Annotated in this window: 18 protein-coding genes and 1 pseudogene; 6 read left to right on the forward strand and 13 right to left on the reverse strand. The window is 60.2% G+C overall.

The window, feature by feature from the left end; translation table 11 throughout:
- Positions 1-212: 212 nt before the first annotated feature.
- Positions 213-542 carry a hypothetical protein gene (locus TU80_RS13475; RefSeq protein ID WP_026139966.1) on the reverse strand — a complete coding sequence of 110 codons (330 nt, stop codon included), beginning with the start codon at positions 540-542 and terminating at the stop codon, positions 213-215.
- Positions 543-1,002: 460 nt separating this feature from the next.
- Between TU80_RS13475 and TU80_RS13480 the strand changes: the two are divergent.
- Positions 1,003-3,840: pseudogene (locus tag TU80_RS13480) on the forward strand (DUF6531 domain-containing protein); the annotation flags it as partial.
- Between the two features lie 88 nt (positions 3,841-3,928).
- Here the strand turns inward: TU80_RS13480 and TU80_RS13485 are convergent.
- Entirely contained in the window at positions 3,929-4,366 is a 438-nt protein-coding gene (locus tag TU80_RS13485) for a DUF3995 domain-containing protein (protein ID WP_046383694.1), read from the reverse strand.
- A 93-nt stretch (positions 4,367-4,459) separates the two neighbouring features.
- Between TU80_RS13485 and TU80_RS13490 the strand changes: the two genes are divergently transcribed.
- Positions 4,460-4,849 carry a DUF2946 domain-containing protein gene (locus tag TU80_RS13490; RefSeq protein ID WP_046383695.1) on the forward strand — a complete coding sequence of 130 codons (390 nt, stop codon included), beginning with the start codon at positions 4,460-4,462 and terminating at the stop codon, positions 4,847-4,849.
- A gap of 93 nt (positions 4,850-4,942) precedes the next feature.
- Entirely contained in the window at positions 4,943-7,069 is a 2,127-nt protein-coding gene (locus TU80_RS13495) for a TonB-dependent receptor (protein WP_046383696.1), read from the forward strand.
- A gap of 89 nt (positions 7,070-7,158) precedes the next feature.
- Here the strand turns inward: TU80_RS13495 and TU80_RS13500 are convergent, their stop codons facing one another.
- Both TU80_RS13500 and TU80_RS13505 read right to left on the reverse strand, forming a co-directional pair.
- On the reverse strand, positions 7,159-8,175 hold the full coding sequence (locus tag TU80_RS13500; RefSeq protein ID WP_046383697.1) for an ABC transporter substrate-binding protein: 1,017 nt from the start codon (positions 8,173-8,175) through the stop codon (positions 7,159-7,161).
- 132 nt (positions 8,176-8,307) lie between these two features.
- Positions 8,308-8,757, reverse strand: coding sequence for a hypothetical protein (locus tag TU80_RS13505; protein ID WP_017846547.1), 450 nt, complete (start codon positions 8,755-8,757; stop codon positions 8,308-8,310).
- Positions 8,758-9,171: 414 nt separating this feature from the next.
- On the opposite strand from TU80_RS13505, the gene TU80_RS31560 reads away from it, so the two are divergent.
- From TU80_RS31560 to TU80_RS13515, 3 genes are all read left to right on the forward strand, one after another.
- Positions 9,172-9,447: a hypothetical protein gene (locus TU80_RS31560; protein WP_081610137.1), complete on the forward strand. Its 276-nt coding sequence runs from the start codon at positions 9,172-9,174 to the stop codon at positions 9,445-9,447.
- A gap of 110 nt (positions 9,448-9,557) precedes the next feature.
- Entirely contained in the window at positions 9,558-9,788 is a 231-nt protein-coding gene (locus TU80_RS13510) for a hypothetical protein (protein WP_017846549.1), read from the forward strand.
- Between the two features lie 74 nt (positions 9,789-9,862).
- Complete coding sequence (locus TU80_RS13515) at positions 9,863-10,099, forward strand: DUF2789 domain-containing protein (protein ID WP_017846550.1); 237 nt, start codon at positions 9,863-9,865, stop codon at positions 10,097-10,099.
- A gap of 6 nt (positions 10,100-10,105) precedes the next feature.
- On the opposite strand, the gene TU80_RS13520 is transcribed toward TU80_RS13515, so the two are convergent.
- The 9 genes from TU80_RS13520 to iolG form a co-directional block, all read right to left on the reverse strand.
- Complete coding sequence (locus tag TU80_RS13520) at positions 10,106-10,309, reverse strand: hypothetical protein (protein ID WP_057004685.1); 204 nt, start codon at positions 10,307-10,309, stop codon at positions 10,106-10,108.
- Positions 10,310-10,424: 115 nt separating this feature from the next.
- Complete coding sequence (locus TU80_RS13525) at positions 10,425-12,065, reverse strand: methyl-accepting chemotaxis protein (protein WP_372812720.1); 1,641 nt, start codon at positions 12,063-12,065, stop codon at positions 10,425-10,427.
- 138 nt (positions 12,066-12,203) lie between these two features.
- A complete protein-coding gene (locus TU80_RS13530) occupies positions 12,204-12,608 on the reverse strand; it encodes a TraR/DksA family transcriptional regulator (RefSeq protein WP_010564800.1) in 405 nt (134 codons plus the stop codon).
- Positions 12,609-12,952: 344 nt separating this feature from the next.
- Positions 12,953-13,975, reverse strand: a complete 1,023-nt coding sequence (locus tag TU80_RS13535) for an ABC transporter permease (protein ID WP_017846553.1) — start codon at positions 13,973-13,975, stop codon at positions 12,953-12,955.
- Positions 13,976-14,033: 58 nt separating this feature from the next.
- The gene (locus TU80_RS13540; RefSeq protein ID WP_057004686.1) at positions 14,034-15,587 is read right to left on the reverse strand and encodes a sugar ABC transporter ATP-binding protein; all 1,554 of its coding nucleotides are present in this window, start codon (positions 15,585-15,587) and stop codon (positions 14,034-14,036) included.
- A 65-nt stretch (positions 15,588-15,652) separates the two neighbouring features.
- On the reverse strand, positions 15,653-16,588 hold the full coding sequence (locus TU80_RS13545) for a sugar ABC transporter substrate-binding protein (protein WP_057004687.1): 936 nt from the start codon (positions 16,586-16,588) through the stop codon (positions 15,653-15,655).
- Positions 16,589-16,636: 48 nt separating this feature from the next.
- A complete protein-coding gene (locus tag TU80_RS31565) occupies positions 16,637-16,816 on the reverse strand; it encodes a hypothetical protein (protein ID WP_079444050.1) in 180 nt (59 codons plus the stop codon).
- Between the two features lie 128 nt (positions 16,817-16,944).
- Positions 16,945-17,973, reverse strand: a complete 1,029-nt coding sequence (locus TU80_RS13550) for a Gfo/Idh/MocA family protein (RefSeq protein ID WP_057004688.1) — start codon at positions 17,971-17,973, stop codon at positions 16,945-16,947.
- 298 nt (positions 17,974-18,271) lie between these two features.
- Positions 18,272-19,282: a bifunctional inositol 2-dehydrogenase/D-chiro-inositol 1-dehydrogenase gene (gene iolG / locus TU80_RS13555; RefSeq protein ID WP_057004689.1), complete on the reverse strand. Its 1,011-nt coding sequence runs from the start codon at positions 19,280-19,282 to the stop codon at positions 18,272-18,274.
- Positions 19,283-19,300: the final 18 nt, after the last annotated feature.

Here is a 19,300-nt window from a genome sequence, read left to right on the forward strand (position 1 = left end):
GGGCTCCGGAGGGGTCATCATTTTAGTGCGCCCTGCTCTTCCGGCAGCGAACGTCGGCGATCAGGAACAGCGCGGCGACATCATCCGACGTCGCCCCGGGAAAAAGCGTTTGCATACCAGCCTCCTCAATGACGGGGGCAATTGTATGCAAATAGAAACACTGAGATTGTCGTGGATTTGTAAACCGCGCTGCTCGACCAGCAAGAAGCGCCTTATTTGCGCGCCACTTTGTAGCGCACGCAATCCTGATAGAAACTCTGGCGAATCGCCTCGGGCTTGAGCCGTGAACGGCTGTCATAGGTCTGCTCGGTGATGCCCATGGCCATCATCCGCATCCATGACTTGTTGAACTTGATGGTCTGGATCTTCTGCCGCGCGGCATACAGTGAAACGCCCGACAGCTTGAGTTCCTGTGCCCTGGCGGCCGTGCCCGCGCCCCAACTGCACATGTACTTGTCGCCCTCGCGCAACTCCCGCGCCTGTACGGCAGCCGCGCCGCCGGCCAGGGAACAGGCGATCAGCATGATTCCTACATTGCGCATTTGCTTCCTCACCTAACCAGCTGAAAATAAAAGCGATTCTGGCGAGGATTTTGTTACAAAGGGGCCACTAAATTGCCTTATCGCACGGATTGAAGGATCGCCACAACGCGGGCTCAACTCGCCGGCCGATATCTGGAAACCGGGCGGCAAGACGAGTGGTTTTATTTGCGCGAACGATGACGGGCGGTCTCGCAATCGGTCGGATCGACTTTTTGGGTAGCCCTTTCAATTGCTTTTTCGCGGGATTTTCCCTGGGTGTGTCAGCCCCTTCTGATTTTTCCAGCCGTTCGTCCAGCGTCTTTTTTCCGCGGCAGACTCCGACGTCTTACCCTTTGCCGAGACGTCACGGATGACTAACGCTTCCCACATTGCCTTTATCACACCTGAGCTGGATGGCATGCATCAACGCCGGGCCGAGTATCCCCAGCAGGTCAACGCCGGGTATGGCGCACTGGATTCGCTGAGGCTGACCGATGCCGCACTGGACGGGCTCCTGCCGTTCGAATGGACGCGGTGCTATCACCCCCGTGCGGTGGATGTGGACTGCGGATTGGGGGTTTGCTGGAGCCACTCGCTGGCGCATCGGCTGACGCTGACAGACGCCTCGGCGGTGTGGATCGACCATGAGCACCGATCGACCGCCCTGCCCTTACCGACCGAGGCGCGACCGACAACCGGCAATCGCCAGGCCGACGCCGCGATCTTCCTGGGGGCGCCGCCGGATGAGCTGGTGCTGTGCCAGGCATCGCGCTTCTACCACTTCTGCCACGGTGTGCTGACCGCGATCAGCGATGCCTACGGCAACCGGCTGCGAATTGTCCGCGATGTGTTGGGGAACATTGAACGCCTGGATAACAGTGTCGGTCGCTCGCTGTTTTTCCGTTATGAGCGCGGCCACTTGGTGGCCCTCGATTACCAGGTTCAGCGGCCCGCGGGCGGTGCGGCAGGGGATTGGATGACCGAACAGACCGTGGTTTCCTACACCTATGACGACATTGGAAGACTGGTTTCGGCGACCAATGCCGTAGGGGAAAGCGAGACCTATCGGTACGACGAGCAACACTTGATCCTTGAACGCCAGTTAGCCGGCGGCGCGCGCTTCTTTTGGGCTTGGGAACGAGCTGGCAAGGCGGCGCGATGTGTCCGGCATTGGGCGAGTTTCTTGCAGATGGACACGCGGTATGCCTGGGGGGACGACGGTAGCGTGACCCTTCACAACGCCGATGGGAGTCAGGAAACCTATGTTCATGCCCCGCAGGCACGGCGGGTGCAGCGGGTGGGTCCGGATGGCGCCAAGCATTTCAGATCCTATGACGACAAGGGCCGTCTCACAGTCGAGCAAGACCCCCTCGGCGCGGTAACGGCGTATCAGTACGACGACGCTGGATGCTTGGTCGCTTTTTTTCCGGGGGAAGATGAGCCAATGTCCTACGAGTATGACAATGGACTCTTAAGAGTTGTACGTCGTGGCCAGGCAGTTTGGAACTACGCACATAACGACCAAGGCAATGTCATTCGTCAGACCGACCCCGATGGCAACGTTACCGACTATAGCTACAACCAGTATGGCCAACTGATCGGGGTATGGTTTCCCGACCATAGCTGCCTGCGGCGGTGGTGGAATGAGCGTGGGCAGTTGCTTGAAGAACACTGGCCAAACGGCAGTGTGAAGCGCTATCGCTATGACGATCTCGGTCGGAGGGTGGCGCAAGAGGACAAGCATGGGGTGGCGACCCAGTACCAGTGGGATGGTGTCGGACGATTGGTTCGTGTGGTCATGCCCGGCGGTGGCACGCGGGAATACAGCTACAACCCCTACGGAAGAATCACCGCCGAACACGATGAACTGGGGCACGTCACTCGCTACGAATACACCGACGGTCTGCCCCTGATCAGCCGCCGCATCAATGCGGACGGTAGCCAGGTCAACTACCGCTACGACCACGTGCGATTGTTGCTCGCCGAAATCGAAAACGAAGTCGGCGAAATCTACCGCTTCGACTATCACCCCAACGGCCGGCTCCAGCAGGAAATCGACTTCGACGGCCGACGCACCGCCTATGCCTACGACCTCAACGGTCACCTGCTGGAAAAAACCGCACACGGCACCGACGGCAGTCAGCTCGTCACCCGTTACCGGCGAGACCACGCCGGCCGGTTGGTCAGGAAAACCCTGCCCGATGGCGGCATTGTTGAATATACCTACGACCGCCAGGGCAACCTCCTCAGCGTCGACGACGGCTACCGCCCGCTTACCTACGAATACGACCCGCAAAACCGCCTGATCGCCGAACACCAGGGCTGGGGCACACTCCGTTATGGCTACGACGCCTGCGGCCGACTCAAATACCTGCGCCTGCCGGACAACAACCAGCTAGGGTTCAACCATGACAAGGGCGGCCACCTCGCGACCGTTGAACTCAATGGCGCGCTGTTGACGTCTCACCTGTTCGACGCCGGCCGAGAACACCAACGCGCCCAAGGCAAACTGCTCAGCAGTTACCAATACGATGAGCATGCACGCCTGTTCAACCATGGCATCTGCGATATCGAAGGCACTCGCTACCGCCGCCAGTACAGCTACGACAAAGCCGGCAACCTCAGGTACTTGCTCGACACCCGCAAAGGCGAGCACCGCTACCACTACGACACGCTAAACCGTCTGGTCCGAGCTGATCATTCCCAGGCCCCACAGGAACGCTTCGCCTACACGCCGGCGGGTAACCGTCTGACGCTCCAGGATGACCGCCACTACGACTACGACGCCTTTGGCAATCTCATCCGCGAACGGCGTGGCCAGGCCCACTCTGTCGTTACCGAATACCGCTACGACTGCCAGCAGCGCCTGATCGGCCTCACCCGCCCCAACGGCCAAACTGTCCACTACCGCTACGACCCGTTTGGTCGCCGCATCAGCAAAACCGTCGCCGGCACGACCACCGAGTTTTTCTGGCAAGGCGACAGACTGATCGCCGAGCACCACGCGCAACGGCATCGCAGCTACGTCTACGAACCCGACAGTGTCCGCCCACTGGCCCTGCTGGAAGGCTTCGGCCCACAGCACACCACGCCTTTCCACTACCAACTGGATCACCTTGGCACCGCGCAGGAACTCACCACCCCCGACGGCGAAATCGTGTGGTCCGCGCACTACCGCGCCGATGGCCGGATCACGCGATTGGACGTCGAAAAAATCGAAAACCCGCTGCGCTTCCAAGGTCAATACTTCGACCGGGAAAGCGGGCTGCACTACCATCGCCACCGCTACTACGATCCGGATAACGGTCGCTGCCTGACGGGTGGGCAGGATCAACGCCTATCGGTAAGCGCCCAAATCCACGGGGCGGGTCTGCAGGCGGGTGAACGCTCGCGGCGCGATCAGGCGATCAACTCCACGCCACCACCAACAACCCGGCGCCCAACAACAGGCACAACGGCGAATAAAAATACGTATCCCACCGTGCAAACCGCGAACCACCGACCTTTTTGAAAAAACCCACCAGCTCCGAATCGCCGATTGCCCTGGCAAACATGATCACGGCAATCGCGCTGATGCCCCATTGCAATGCGCCATGGGACACCGGCGAAAAATACAGCCCGGCCCGCAGGCAAACGAGCAAGGCGATTGCCACCAGGCCCATCGCCACCAGCAAGGTGCCCAATGCCGAAGGCTTGAACGCCAGGCGGGGGCCGCTGGCGAATTCGCCGGGAAGTTGAGGGATGGCGGCGAGGCTGCCGAGCTTGCCACCGGCGGCCCAGTACAAATGCACCATGCTGACAAAGGTGAAAATACCGACGATCCATCGTGCGACGATAAAGCTCATGGCGGCCTCTCCCGGAATTTGTGCGAAGTAGGATAGTCCCCCTGAGATTTTTTGCAGGCATTTCGTCGGCGGCCGATGGTAAAGTGCCACCCCATGAAAATCACCCGTGCCGACCGCTCGCTCATTGCCTGGATGCTCTACTGCAGCGTCCTGTTCAATGTGTTCGCGTGCAGCATTGGTCATGGGCAGATGGTGGGCATGCAGCTCAACGGCATCGGCGGGCAGTTCTGTACCGTCGACCCACGCACCCAGGCGCCCAAGCCGTCCACCCCCGCCGATGAAAGCCTGCCGACGCTGTCCAAGGCGTTTGGTTGCCCGCTGTGCTCGACCGGCGGCATGGGCCCGGCGCTGAACTCCAGCCTCAACGTCGCGGTGTTGCCGCAACCCCACGCACCGCCGCCGGCTATCGTACTGGCGGCTGACATTCCTGCCCGCTTCACCTGGCCCACGGCCCACCCACGGGCGCCTCCCGCCCTCGCCTGATCCTCGCGCTTTCTGATCTGCACTGACACCGTTTCCGTAAGGAAGTACGGGCGACTGTGCGTTGTTTTCAAGCAGGTTTTTCAGGATTCAAGCATGAAACATTTACCTCTGTTGGCAGGCCTGTTCGGCTGCCTGCCAGTCTGTGCCTGGGCGCTCGAACTGGCCCCGACCACCATCGATGGCGAACCCTCCCACGAACCCGGCCTGGCCCTGGACCAGTCCAGCGGCGTGGCCTCGCGACTGGGGTTGAGCGTGCGCGAAACGCCCGCCTCGGTGGCGATCGCCAACCGCAATGACATCGAGCGCCATGGCGCCAAGACGTTCCGGGATGCAGCCAATACCTTGCCCGGTGTCAACGCCAGCGCACCGCCGGGGTTTGGGGGGTTTGTCTCGTATCGTGGGTTTACCAGCAGCCAGATCACCCAGATGTTCAACGGCATCAACGTCGCCACCGGCCTGGCCCGGCCGGTGGATGCGTGGATCTATGATCGGGTGGAACTGGTCGGCGGCCCCTCGTCCTTGATCAACGGCGCAGGCTCCGTGGGCGGTTCGCTGAACTACGTGACCAAGCTGGCCACCCGCGAAGAACAGGCCGCCGAAGGCCAACTGACCTACGGCAGCTACGACACCGCCGGCATGGCATTCGGCCTGAACCACGCGCTGACCGACCCCAGCGCCGACGTGCAGCATTACGCACGCCTGGACGTCAGCCGCAACACCAACCACAGCTACATCGACCGCGACCAGCGCGACGCCTGGAGCGTAGCGTTTTCCCTGCTCAGCGACCTTACCCCCAACCTGTCCCATACCCTGGCCCTGGAATACCAGGACGAACATGAAGACAGCCCGTACTGGGGCACGCCGGTGCTGAACCCCAAGGCCGGCGAGCTGAAGATCGATAAACACAACCGTTTCAACAATTACAACGTCGCCGACGGTCGTTACGAACAGCGCACGCTCTGGGCGCGTTCGATCATCGACTACCGGATCAACGACAGCACCACGCTGAAAAACACCCTGTATCACCTGGACAGCCAGCGCGATTACCGCAACCTGGAGACCTACCAGTACAACGCCGACAACAGCGCGGTGAACCGCTCGACCGCGTACCAGGTGCGTCATCAGGGTGAGCAGAATGGCAACCAGTTCGAGCTGCGCCACGACGACCGCGTCTTCGGCCTCGCCACCACCTGGTCCGGCGGCTTCGAATACAAGGTCAACAGCACGACCAACAGCCCGCTGAGAGCCGCAGGCAACAGCACGGTCGATCCTGACCATTACGACCCGGGGTACTTTTACGACATCCCAGGCACCCGACCGGGCTTTATCAGCGACAAGACCAACGAGGTCACCACCAAAGCGCTGTTCGTGGAAAATCGCCTGGGCCTGACCGATAAACTGACATTGCTGACGGGCCTGCGCTACGACGCCATCGACCTGGATGTCACCAACCATGGCGCGATAACCGCCAGCAGTCCACGGCACTTCACGCGCAGTTGGGAGCCGGTGACCGGGCGCGCGGGCCTGACCTACCAGTTCATCCCGACGGCCAACGTGTACGTGCAATACAGCACGGCCGCCGAACAGCCGAGTACCACCACCCAGGTATTCGACGTATCGACCGGCAAACAGTGGGAGGTGGGCAGTAAATTCGATTACCTGGACGGTCGCGGTTCGGCCACCGTCGCGGCTTACAAAATCGAGCGCAAGGACTTTGCCGTCACCGACCCGCTGGACCCCACCAACAGCATCCCGGTAGGCGCACAGTCGTCCAAGGGCATTGAGTTGGCCAGTTCGTTGCGCATCACGCCGCGACTACTCGCCGAAGGCAACTTCGCCTGGGTGGACGCCGAGTACGACGAGTTCAACGAAAAAATCGCCAGCGGCGCGGTGGTCTCACGCAAGGGCAATACGCCGACCAATGTGCCCAAGCGCGTCGGCAACCTGTGGCTGACCTATGATTTTTCCGAGGATTGGCAAGGCGGCGTGGATGCGCGGTATGTGGCCCAGGTGTATGCGGATAACGCCAACACTCAGACAGTGCCGGCCTACACCCTGTTCGGCACATTCCTGCGCTACAAGGTGGACGCCCACACCTCGGTGACCGGCCGCGTGCGCAACCTGACCAACGAGGTGTATGCCGAATTTGCCCATGTGTCGCCGGCGTATTACCTGGGGTCGCCGCGCACGTTTGAAGTGGCGGTGCAAACCCGCTTCTGAGGCTGGAATGCTAGCCAATGTGAAAGCGGGCACACGCTGACAAGCCCGCTTCCACATTCTTGCCCCGCGTTCTGCCGCAGGATGGGACGCTATTTCAGGCTGGCTTCAACCTTCTGCGCCACATCCTCCGTCAACCAGGCCTTCCACACATCAGGATGCGCCTTGAGAAACGCCAGCGCGACGTCCCGTGGCGCGGTGTGATTCTCGCTCATGGTCGCCAAGGCTTTGTTCAGCGGCTCGATCGGGAACTCGACTTTCTCGAAGAACCCGACAATCTGCGGATGTTCTTTCTGGAACGGCGTGGACACGCCGATACTCAACTTGGACGCCAAAGACCGTGTCGGCTTCGGATCGGGATTGTCCGCATCCGTCAGCGTCTTCCACGCCTCGGCATCGAACGCCGGCTCTTCCAGCTGGATCAATTTGTAGCGCCCCATCAAGGGCGTCGGCGACCAGTAATAGAACAGCACTGGCTTACCGCGACGAATCGAGGAAGTTATCTCGGCATCCAACGCCGCCCCCGAGCCACTGCGGAAGTTCACATAGCTGTCGTCCAGGCCGTAGGCCTTGAGTTTCTGTTTGTTGACCACTTCCGAGGTCCAGCCAATGGGGCTGTTGAGAAAGCGCCCTTTGCCTGGGGATTCGGGGTCCTTGAACACGTCCTTGTAACGCGCCAGGTCCGCGACACTTTTGAGGTCTGGTGCCAGGGGCTTAAGGCCTTTGGCGGGGTCGCCCTTGACCACGTACTCCGGCACCCACCAGCCTTCGGTGGCGCCCTTGACCGTATCGCCCACCCCGGCCACCTTGCCTTCGGCCTCGGCCTTGACCCACACCGGACTGCGGCCTGCCCATTCTTCGCCGATCACCTGGATGTCATTCTTCGCCAGTGCGGTTTCCAGGGTGATGGTGGTGCCGGGCAAGGTGTCGGTGGGCAGGTCATAGCCCTTCTCGACGATATAGCGCAGCACTTCGGTGATCAGACTGCCGCTTTCCCAGTTCAGGTCGGCGAAATGCACAGGCGCCTGTGCAGCCGAAACCGGCAACGAAGCCACCGACAGACTCAGGCTCGCCAGGGACGCCGCCAACAGGGATCTCAATCCTTTCATGCCTTTGCACCTCACGTGTTCGCTGCAATAACGGACGGCTTGGCCGCCACTGCGCGAAGCCTCTGAATAGTTAAGTCAACTCAACTGTAGTAGAGGTTCCGGGAGATAAAGGCTGTTTGCTGTACGAGCGGGTTATTCGCTGGCCTTGAAGGTCACCAGTTCACCCTTGCGCCACTTGGCGGCCTTGCCGGTCACGGCCTTGAGGGTTTTGGTCAAGCCTTCCTGCAATTGTTCGTTGGCGGCAAACACCAGCATCACGCTGTGACCTTCCTTGAACACAATGCCCTGGCCTTCGGCCGAGGAAACAAAGGCATAGTCGCCCAAGCCATACACCGTCAACTTGATATCGCGGAACTTCAATTCAAACTTGCCACCTTCGCGACTGGGCAATACCGCGGCACGAAAATGATCACCGACCTTGAGTTCAAGGCGTTGTTTGTCATCCACGACCAATGCCGATTCAGTATCGATCTCGGCGATATAGATGCCTTCCGGTGTCTGTTCAGTGATGTAAACAAAACGGGATTGAAACTGCTTGACCAACTTTGCGCGCAAATCACCCAGCACGAATAACGCGTGCATATCCAGATTACTGACTGCCAAGGAAACGCCCCCAGATCAAAAAAAGCACTGTCCGCCGAAACGGGCAGCACAAAAAAGCGGCCATACCGGCACGCTGACACAACGCATTGATTAAAAACCCTGAAAAAACGCCCCTGCGGTGCCATAAGACTAATACAGGCATACACGACGAGCCTTATGCAGGCCATCGATCTTCACAGCAAATCACAGGTTTAACAGCCCGAGAAGACGGGTCGACCAGCTTCAGAGAATAACCCAATTAAAAAGCGCAGTTTCCGACAACCTGCACAAAACAAAACATCTGGAATGGAACCGAGTACCGATTGCCGACGACAATATTAAAACAGCAACACGGGTCAAAACCACCCGTTCCGCTGCTGGCGGGCCAACCAGATCGATCGACAGGAGCTGACCATGCAACGACGTCAACACAACGCTACGTCTTCCAGCACTCACTCATCCTATCAAGACGAGCGCCAATACTACTGCTTGCACAGCCATGATGGGTACTCAAACTCCGTGCTTTATCAAGTTGTACCGGCCGGACGCAACTTCTTTCATATTCTGGAAGTCACCAGCGGCAGGATCAAAGGCTTTCGCAGCAACCATATCCGCGCCTGCGAACTGGCAAAAACCCTCGAGGCCGCCCTGCACGCCCCGCACGGCGGGATCGTTTCGTCACCTGGATGACTTTACCGCGCCGTCGCCCCTCAACAACTGCCATACTGGCCCGTCCATTGAAGTTTGCCCCGTGCGGGTCAGGTTTCATCAGTGCAGTTACCTTGAAGGGAAGGTTATACGTGACGGAATTTGATATTGGCGAATTTTTTATCCATGGCGAAGCCAAGGAAGTAGACGGAGAATTCCAAGCAGTTATCGTAATGCGTGCCAAGCCCCCCTTGACCACGATCACAATGCACCAAGTGGAAAAAGATCGTTGGTTCAAGACCGCGGACGCCGCCGCCGTCGCGGCAAAAGAAGCCGCCAGGGCCCTCAAGACAGCGGTGGACTCAGGGGCGTTGACCTCCTGAGAATCCGATAGAACTCTACTGCGCGACAAGCCTCCGATGCATACCCCCCCCCAAAAACCGGCATGGAGAACGATATGGATGCGCCAGTACCAACCCTTGAAACCCTGTTTGATCAACTGGGCCTGGATTCCACCCCGAAGGACATCGACGCGTTTATCGCTGCCCATCCTTTGGCCGACGACGTCAAGCTGATCGACGCGCCCTTCTGGACGCCCCAGCAGGCTCAGTTTCTCAAGGAAGAACTTCGGGAAGACGCTGAATGGGCGATGGCCGTGGATGAACTGAACCAGCGTCTGCACCAAGCGCAATAACACCCCTCAATGCAGGCTGTCTGACTGTTCCATGCGCAACAGTGCTTGCCAGGCGGCCCTGCACTCCTCGGCTTCATCACGGCTGGCGAAGGCGGTGCCACGCTGCTCACCGTTGAGCAGCACGACCCAACAAGCCTTCTGACCCAACGCACGCAGGGTTTCGGGTACGCCACTGCCAATCATCACAGCGACATCGACTTTGTTTTGCATGGAGCTTCTCCGCAACAATCGTTAGCTAACTAACAACGGCGGCCATGCTACGTTTTTCCTACCCTCAGAAAAAGCTATCCCCTGGATAGCTCTATTGCGCAAACAGCAACAATCTCTAGTGCCTGGCCTTCGTGCCTTCGGGTTTATAGCCCAGGCGCAACCCGCCCCAATGCCGGCCCTTGACCATGATCGGCACCGACAAGTCGTGCATCAACTCACCGGTATCGCGGGTGTAGGTCTGCAACAGTACCGCTTGCTGATGGCTGCCACAGCGAATCCCGGTACGGTCATCGAACTTGCGCTTGGTGCGATTCTGTAACGCATCCACCTGTACATCGCCGGTCAAGGGTTGGGAAAACGCCTTGTTGTGTGTCGGCACATACCCCTGTTGCGTACAGGCGATGGCAAATACCAAACCTTCGTGTCGCGGCAGCAGCGCCTCTTGAATCGCCGGCAAAACCTGATCGGTGTAGCTGTCAAAACGCGTGTGGTACTTGCTGGGGTGGGTGTTGGGGATCGCCGCGTAGTTGCGGTCGAACAGATCCTCCAGGCTGACGCGGTTTTGCAGTACATCAGCCTCGAACTGTTCGGCGATGCGGCTCGCGCCTTCGCGGGCGAGGTCGTAGACGCGCTGGTGATAGTCATCCAGCCCGACGGCGGCCAAGCGTTCGCTGATGGTTTCGGCCTGCCCTTCCATTTGCACGGCGGCATCGGCCAGTTGACGGGTTTGCTCGTCGCTCACCGTCAGGTCGCTGCGCATTTGCTCCACGGCATGGAACAGGCTATCGAGTTGCGCCCGATTGGTCTCGGTGCCTTGGGCGATTTCGTTGACCTGCCCTTCGACATCCGCGGCCAGGCTGGCGATGTTCTGCAACTGCTCACCGGCATGCTCCACCTGCTCCACGCCGGTGTGCAGGTCCGCCGACAGTTGGCGAATCTGCTCCACCACCTGGCCGGTACGTTGCTGGATATCGGCCACCATCACCCCGACTTCCTCGGTGGCGGTAGCAGTACGGCCGGCCAGCCCGCGGACTTCATCGGCCACCACGGCAAACCCGCGCCCATGCTCGCCGGCACGCGCGGCTTCGATGGCGGCGTTCAAGGCCAGCAGGTTGGTCTGGCTGGCGATGGACTGGATCACCAGGGTCACCCGCTGGATTTCCTCGCTGCGCTGGCTCAGGGCTTCAATCATCTCGCGGCTGGCATTCGCGCGCTGGCTGAGTTGGTGCATGCGGGTGATCGACTGGGCCAGCACTTCGCGGCCCTCGGTACTGCGCTGATGCGCCTGGCTGGCGGCGCCCAGCGCCTGGTGACTGAGTTGGGAGGTGACTTGTTCGGTGCCGATCATCACTTCGGCGCTGTTGACGATCTGCTGGGCAGCGCTCAACTGCGACTGCAGGCGCGCAGCCAGTTGCTTGACCGAATAGGCCACGCCGGCCGCCGACAATGCGTTATGGCTGGTGGTATAGGACAGGTCGCGGGTCAGGTCGCCAATCGCATCGACCGCTTCGGACGGCGCCGCGCTGGGCGTGCGTTTTTTCAGACGGGGCAGCCAGATCACCAGCAAGGCCAGTGTCAGGCAGAGATAAATCGGCAGGCTGGCAAACGCAAGGCCGAGCAGGACCAGCACCACGGCGGTGCTCTGCAAAAGCGGCGTCAGCCAGCCGGGCAACCCGCGCACCACCGCGTGCGGTGGCACTGCTGCGCCCATCAGAGATCCGTCTCCAGCCATCTTCGTCACCCCACTGCTTGTCATTATTGTCTCTGCATTAAACGCCACTATCAGGCCATTATCTATGGGCCTTTAGTGGGGGAGCTTGCAACAGATCAATATAGCGGGCGTAACGGATATTTTCCCTGGGGAGCGCAGTACTCGCCCCCCAGCTTCAGCGCATCAGGCTTGACGCTGGTGCTTGTCGATCTGCTCGTGGCGCTCTTGCGCTTCGATGCAGTACTTGGTGGTCGGGCTGATCAGCAGGCGCTTGAGGCCGATAGGCTCGCCGCTGTCATCGCACCAGCCAAAGGAATCTTCCTTGATGCGCTCCAGTGCGCGCTCCAGTTGCGGCAGCATGCGCTGGTCGCGATCAATGGCATTCACCAACCAGGTGCGCTCTTCTTCCACGGAGGCGGCATCCGCCGGGTCGGCCGGGGTGTCCAGGCTCTCAATGGCGATGCGGTTCTGTTCAATGCGCTCGTGGTGTTCCACTTTCATGTCTTGCAGCAACTGCTCGAAAAAAGCGTGCTGTTCGGCATTCATGTAGTCATCCGCCGGCATGGCCAGCAACTTTTCCTTTGTCATTGATTTCTCTATAAAAAATACGTGCATTAAGGCGAATAAGGGAGCGTTCCGGTCAACCTCTGCAGGTCTCGGAAAGGCGCCATCCATTCCAAGCGCCACCCGGCACTCAATTTACGAGGGGCGGCAGTCTAAGGCCGACTTGAGGGCGCAGCAACTGAAAAGACAGGCATTTTTTCCAAGATAACCCCCAAAGGCACCAGGACGGGCTTGGCGAATGGTCATCGGAGTGCGTTTATAGCAAGAAATTCAGTGTTGTGGAGCTATATAGAAGACAAACGGTTGGATCTGACGAATACAGGCCTGAATGTGGGAGGGGGCAAGCCCCTCCCACATTTTGCACTGCGTCAGCGTTTTAGCTTGCGCTTGTTGCGATATTGGTCGATCACCACCGCCGCCACGATAATCAGGCCCTTGATGATGTCCTGGATATACGCGTCGACCCCGACAAAGGTAAACCCGCTGGCCATCACCCCAAGGATCAGCGCACCGATCACGGTGCCGGTGATGCGCCCTACTCCGCCGGCCAGGCTGGTGCCGCCGATCACCGCGGCGGCAATCGCATCCAGTTCGTAGGACATGCCCATGCCGGCCTGGCCGGTGGCGGCACGCGCCGAGGCCACCACACCGGCCAGACCCGCCAGGAGCCCGGCGATGCTGTAGACGATGATCAGGTGGCGCTTGACGTTGATCCCCGAGGTGCGCGCCGCCTGCATATTGCCGCCGATGGCGTAGGTGTACTTACCGTACTTGGTGTAGCGCAGGGCGATATGGAAGATCACCGCCACCACCAGAAAGATGATCACCGGCATCGCGCCATGCCCGATGGCCGTGTAGGAATCCGAGAGCATGCTCACTGGCTGGCCTTCGGTGTAGTAACGCGCCAGGCCACGGGCCGACACCATCATCCCCAGCGTTGCGATAAACGGCGGGATACCGGTCACCGCGATAATGCTGCCGTTGATCGCGCCCGCCAGCAGCCCCACGCCGAGCCCCGCCACCACCGGAATCCACACCGGCAGGTCGGTCAGGGACGGAAACACCGCACGGGAAAAATCAGATGTTTGCGCAAGACTGGCAGCGATCATCGCCGATAATGCCAAGACCGAGCCGGAAGACAAGTCGATCCCGGTGGTGATGATCACCTGGGTCACACCGATGGCCAGCAGGCCGATGATCGACACTTGCAGGATCATCAGCACCAGGCGCTGGGAGTTCATCAGGAAGCTCTGGTCTCGCACGATCCAGCCAAACAGCTCAAACACCAGGCCGATGCCGATCAACACCAGGAAGATGCTCAGCTCGGTGGGCAAGCGCCGACGGTGCTTGACCGCTGCCGTGGCAGGCTTGTTGTCTGTTATTGCGTTCATAGCCAATCACCTTTTTATTCTATGGCGCAGGCCAACCGCAGGCCCGCGCGGCTGTTCGTCAGTGGACCGCGGTCATACCGGAGGCCAGCTGCATGACTTTTTCCTGGGTCGCGTCTGCACGGTCCAGGGTGCCCATCAGTTCGCCTTCATGCATCACCATCACCCGGTCGCTCATACCCAGCACTTCAGGCAGCTCCGAGGAAATCATGATCACCGCCATGCCCTCGCTGGCGAGGAATGCAATCAAACGGTAGATCTCGGCCTTGGCGCCGACATCGATGCCACGGGTCGGTTCGTCGAGGATCAGCAGGCGCGGGTTGGTCATCAGCCAGCGCGCCAGCAGGGCTTTCTGCTGATTGCCGCCGGACAAGGTGTCGATGCATTGCTCCAGGGACGGGGTTTTCACCCGCAGCTTCTTGCACATGTCTTCGCACAGCGCACGCAGGGCTTTCTGCTGGATAAACCCGTTGCCCGAGTAATGCGGCAACACCGCCATTTCCATGTTTTCCAGGACCGACAGGCACGGGAACAGCCCGCTGAGCTTGCGGTCTTCGGTCAACAGCGCAAAGCCTTTGTCGATGGCCATGTGCGGGTCGGTGATACGCAGCGCCTTGCCATCGAGGGTTATCTGCCCGCGAGTGCTTGGGCTGATGCCGAAAAGGGTTTCCGCCACGTTGGTGCGGCCCGAGCCCATCAGCCCGGCGATGCCGAGGATCTCGCCGGCATGCAGGTCGAACGAGACGTTGTTGAACACGCCGTCCAGGCCCAGGTCGCGCACCGACAACAGCAACTCACCGATGGGCGTTTCGCGCACCGGGAACAACTGGCTCAGTTCACGGCCGACCATCATCGAGATCAGGCTGTCGCTGTTCATGCTGTCGGCGCGCTGCAGGCCGATGTACTGGCCGTCGCGAAACACCGCCACTTCATCGGCGATGGCGAACACTTCATTCATCTTGTGCGTGATGTAGACGATGCCTTTGCCCTGGGCCTTGAGGTCGGCAATGATCGAAAACAGGTGGGCGACTTCCTTCTCGGTGATGGCGGACGTCGGCTCATCCATGATCAGGATGTCGGAATCGTAGGACACCGCCTTGGCAATCTCGACCATCTGCCGCTCGGCGATGCTCAGGTTGCCCACCTGCTCCTCGGGGTCGAGGTTGATGCGCAGGCGGGCGAGCAATTGGGCGGTGCAGCGGTGCATTTCGCGGTGGTTGACCATGCGCAGGCTGTTGAGTTGCTCGCGGCCGATCCAGATATTCTCGGCGATGCTCATGTGCGGCATCAGGTTGAGTTCCTGGTGGATCATCGCGATTCCGGCCTTTTGCGCGGCCAGCGGCGTCTCAAACACAATCGGCTTGCCGCGCAGGCGGATTTCCCCGGCGTCGGGCTGGTAGATGCCGGCGATGATTTTCATCAGGGTCGACTTGCCCGCGCCGTTCTCGCCCATCAGCGCCAGCACCGAGCCCGGGCGCACACGCAGTTGTACATCGGCCAGGGCCACCACACCGGGAAAGCCTTTGCTGATGTTGAGGATTTCCAGCAGATACGGTTCTTCCAGCAGCGACGGCTGGATACCGGGCGGCTGCGAGACAGTGGCTTGAGCAAGCATAGGGCGGTACTCCATCGACAGGGCGGGCACGACCGCCCTGCCGGCTTATTGTTGTGATGTAAGGGCTACTTGAAGTCTTTGACGTTGTCCGGGGTGATCAGCTTGAACGGGATGACAATGTTCTGCTCGATCGCTTCCTTCTTCGCCATCTTGCGCGCCGCCTCCACCGAGCCGACTGCCTGGCCCTTGGCATCCTGGAACACCGACACGGTCATTTCGCCCTTGGTGATCGCATTCAAGCCGTCCGGCGTGCCGTCGACCCCTGCAATCAAGACGCTGCCCGGCTTGGTGCCGGCCGACTTCAACGCCATGGCCGCGCCAATCGCCATTTCGTCGTTGTTGGCCAGCACGGCATTGAATTCGCGGCCCTGGGTCAACCAGTCGTTGACCAGGGTCATCCCGCGGTCACGCAGCCAGATGCCGGTCTGTTCCTGCTCGATCTTGATCTGCGGGTACTTGGCCAGGACTTCTTTGATGCCCTTGGTCCGGTTGGTGGTGGAGTTGTTCGCCAGGTCACCGAGCAGGATCACCACCTTGCCCTTGCCCCCCAGTTTTTCGGCGATGTACTGCATTTGCAGCCTGCCGGCCTCTTCATCATCGGAGGTCACGGCCGCCACGCCTTTGGGCAGGTCTTTCTGGTCAGGTCGGCGGTTGACATAGACCAGCGGAATACCCGCTTCGAGCGCCGACTTGCTGATCCGCGCCGTGGACGCCGTGTCCACCGGGTTGACGATGATCGCGTCGACCTTCTGGCTGATGAAGTTCTCGACCTGGCTCAATTGCTTGACCACGTCGGCGCGCGCGTCTTCGAACTGCAGTTGCACGCCATCGCCCTTGGGGTAGGCCTTGGCTTGCTTGTCCATGAATTCACGCACATTGGTCAGGTAGGTGTCATCGAACTGCGACATGCTCACGCCGATCTTCAGATCGGCAGCCATGGCAAAACCGCTGGCCAGCAGCAGGGACAACGCCAGCGCGGTAAAACGGATCGGGGTCTTCATGAACGGTCTGTCTCCACTTTCTTGTTGGTTTTTTGGACGTTGCGTTTTTCAGAGCGAGGATGACGGCAGGCGGACGAGCGGTGCTCCCGGAATGCAGCACACCAGGGCGCCTTGGTTTTCGACGCACAGCACGTTGAGGAAGGAGAAGTAAAACGGCCGGGTGCGGGGCAGACCGCGTGGCGCAAGGGCTGGGCGTAAAACTCGCAGTACAGCGTTGAAGATTTTCATCTGACGGTACCTGGTTGTTTTTGATCTTGTTTTTGTTGAGTCGTCGGGATCGAGTCCGGAACGTACTTTATGCAACCTGGAAAAGACTTTATTGGAAAATAATTTCTATATCAACCTGTTTTAGAATTTTATTCTATTTTTGTCGAAACCACCTGCTGGCGCTCGGCGCTCAGGCGTGCGGCGTCCAATATCCTTGTGGTTTCCAGCGCCTCGTAGGCGTCCACCGGCAGCGGCCCCTGCCCTTGCACGGCGGCCTGCCACTGGCGATAGAACTGGGTCCAGCAACCTTTTTCCGACGGCACACGCTCGCGCTCGGGGCCTTGTTCGAACCAGCCCCAGCGGCGGTGCTCCTCGGCCCCCCAGTGCTCGCCCTCGGTTTTGGGCGACTTGCCGGCCATCAGTGCGTCTTCCTGGCCGTCCAACCCGTCGACGGTGTAGCAACCCAGGGTGCCGCTGACCCGCAAGCGCGGTGCCGGGCTGTTCTGCAAGGCGTTGCCCCACAGGTGGGAAATCACCCCGTTGGCGTGGGTCAGGGAGACAAAGAAGCCGTGGTCGATGCTGGGGTGTTCGGCGCTGTAGTGCAGTTGCGCGAAAACCCGATCTACCGGGCCGAACAGTTGCAGCGCCTGATCCACCAGATGGCTGCCCAGGTCGCGCAGCCAGCCGCCGCCGCTGGCATTGCCCACCGATTGCGGGCTGAAACGCTCGACGCGGGATTCAAACCGGGTGACAGCGCCGAGGGCGCCGGCGTCGATCAGTTTGCGCAAGGTCAGGAAATCCGAATCCCAGCGCCGGTTCTGGTAGACGCTGAGCAACACGCCCTGGCGTTCAGCCGCGGTGATCAGCACCCGGGCCTGCTCGGCGTTGGCGGCGAAAGGTTTATCGCTGACCACGGCGACGCCGTGCTCGATGGCCTCCAGCACCAGCGCCGGGCGACCTTTAAGCGTGGTGGAAATCACCAGGGCGTCAACGCCGGCCTCGACGATCTGGCCGATGCTGTCAAAGGCTTTAACCCCTGGAAGATCAGTGCTCAATTGCTGACGGCGCTCGGGCGAACGAGTCACCACACCAACAAAAGTAGCGCCGGGCAGGGTTGCAATCAGTGGCGCATGAAAGAAGCGCCCTCCGTGGCCATAGCCGACCAGTCCAATTCGCATACATTCACTCCTTTATTGAAGTGCACACCCAATCCAACTGTGGGAGGGGGCAAGCCCCCTCCCACATTGACCGAGTGTTAGCCGCAGAAGGCAGGGTTGCAGTCAGTGGCGCATGAAAGAAGCGCCCTCCGTGGCCATAGCCGACCAGTCCGATTCGCATACATTCACTCCTTTATTGAAGTGCACACCCAATCCAACTGTGGGAGGGGGCTTGCCCCCGATGGCGGTGGATCAGATCCAGATTCATTAGCTGACCCACTGCTATCGGGGGCAAGCCCCCTCCCACATTGACCGCGTGTCAGCCGTAGAAGCGCGGACGCTCAGGCAGGCTGACTTGGACAATTTGCCCACTGCCCTGCGCTTCAATACACGCATCCGCCGCGACCGCCGCTGCAAACCCATCCCACGCCGACGGCCCGCCCACTTGCCCGGCGCGCACGCTGTCGATGAACGCCTGCAACTCGACGTCATAGGCGCCGATAAAGCGGTCTTTCCAGTCCATCAGAATCGCATTGGACAGCTTGGCTTCGCTGCGCAATTGCACCTGCGACGGCTCCGGCAGCTTGGCGATACCGGTCTCCCCCACCACTTCGCACTGAATGTCGTAGCCGTACTGGCAGTTCACAAACACTTCCACATCGATGCGCGTGCCCTTGGCGGTTTCCAGCAGCACGATCTGCGGATCGCGCAGATGGGCCAGGGCCTTGCTGGTCTTGCGCGGGAACACCACTTGCACCGACACATAGTCGTCGTCGAGCAGCCAACGCAACACATCCAGCTCGTGGATCAGGGTGTCGGTGATCGCCATGTCGGTCTTGTAGCTCTCGCCCACCCGCGGGTTGCGGTGCGCGCAGTGCAGCATCAGCGGCTCGCCGATCCGGCCGCTGTCGATCACCGCTTTGAGGGCGCGATAACCTTCGTCATAGGGGCGCATGAAGCCCACTTGCACCAGGCGCTTGCCGTGCGCCACTTCGGCCTCGACGATCCTGCGACAGCCTTCGGCGGTGACCGCCAGGGGTTTTTCGCAGAACACCGGTTTGCCCGCCTCGATGGCGGCGAGCACGAATGCCTCATGGCTCGGGCCCCAGGAAGTGACAAGAATGGCTTCGACCTGAGGCGAACGGATCAGCGCATGGCCGTCCGGATACACCTCGGCGTCCAGTTTCAGATCCGCCACCACCTTGGCGGCCTGCTCCAGGTCGATGTCGGTCACCGCCACCACCTGGCTGTTGAGCAAGGTCTGGCTGCAACGACGAATATGGTCCCGGCCGATAGCGCCCGTACCGATAACACCCAGCTTCAACGACATACATTCACTCCTCTTGTT

Source organism: Pseudomonas veronii (assembly GCF_001439695.1).
Taxonomy (GTDB): domain Bacteria; phylum Pseudomonadota; class Gammaproteobacteria; order Pseudomonadales; family Pseudomonadaceae; genus Aquipseudomonas; species Aquipseudomonas veronii.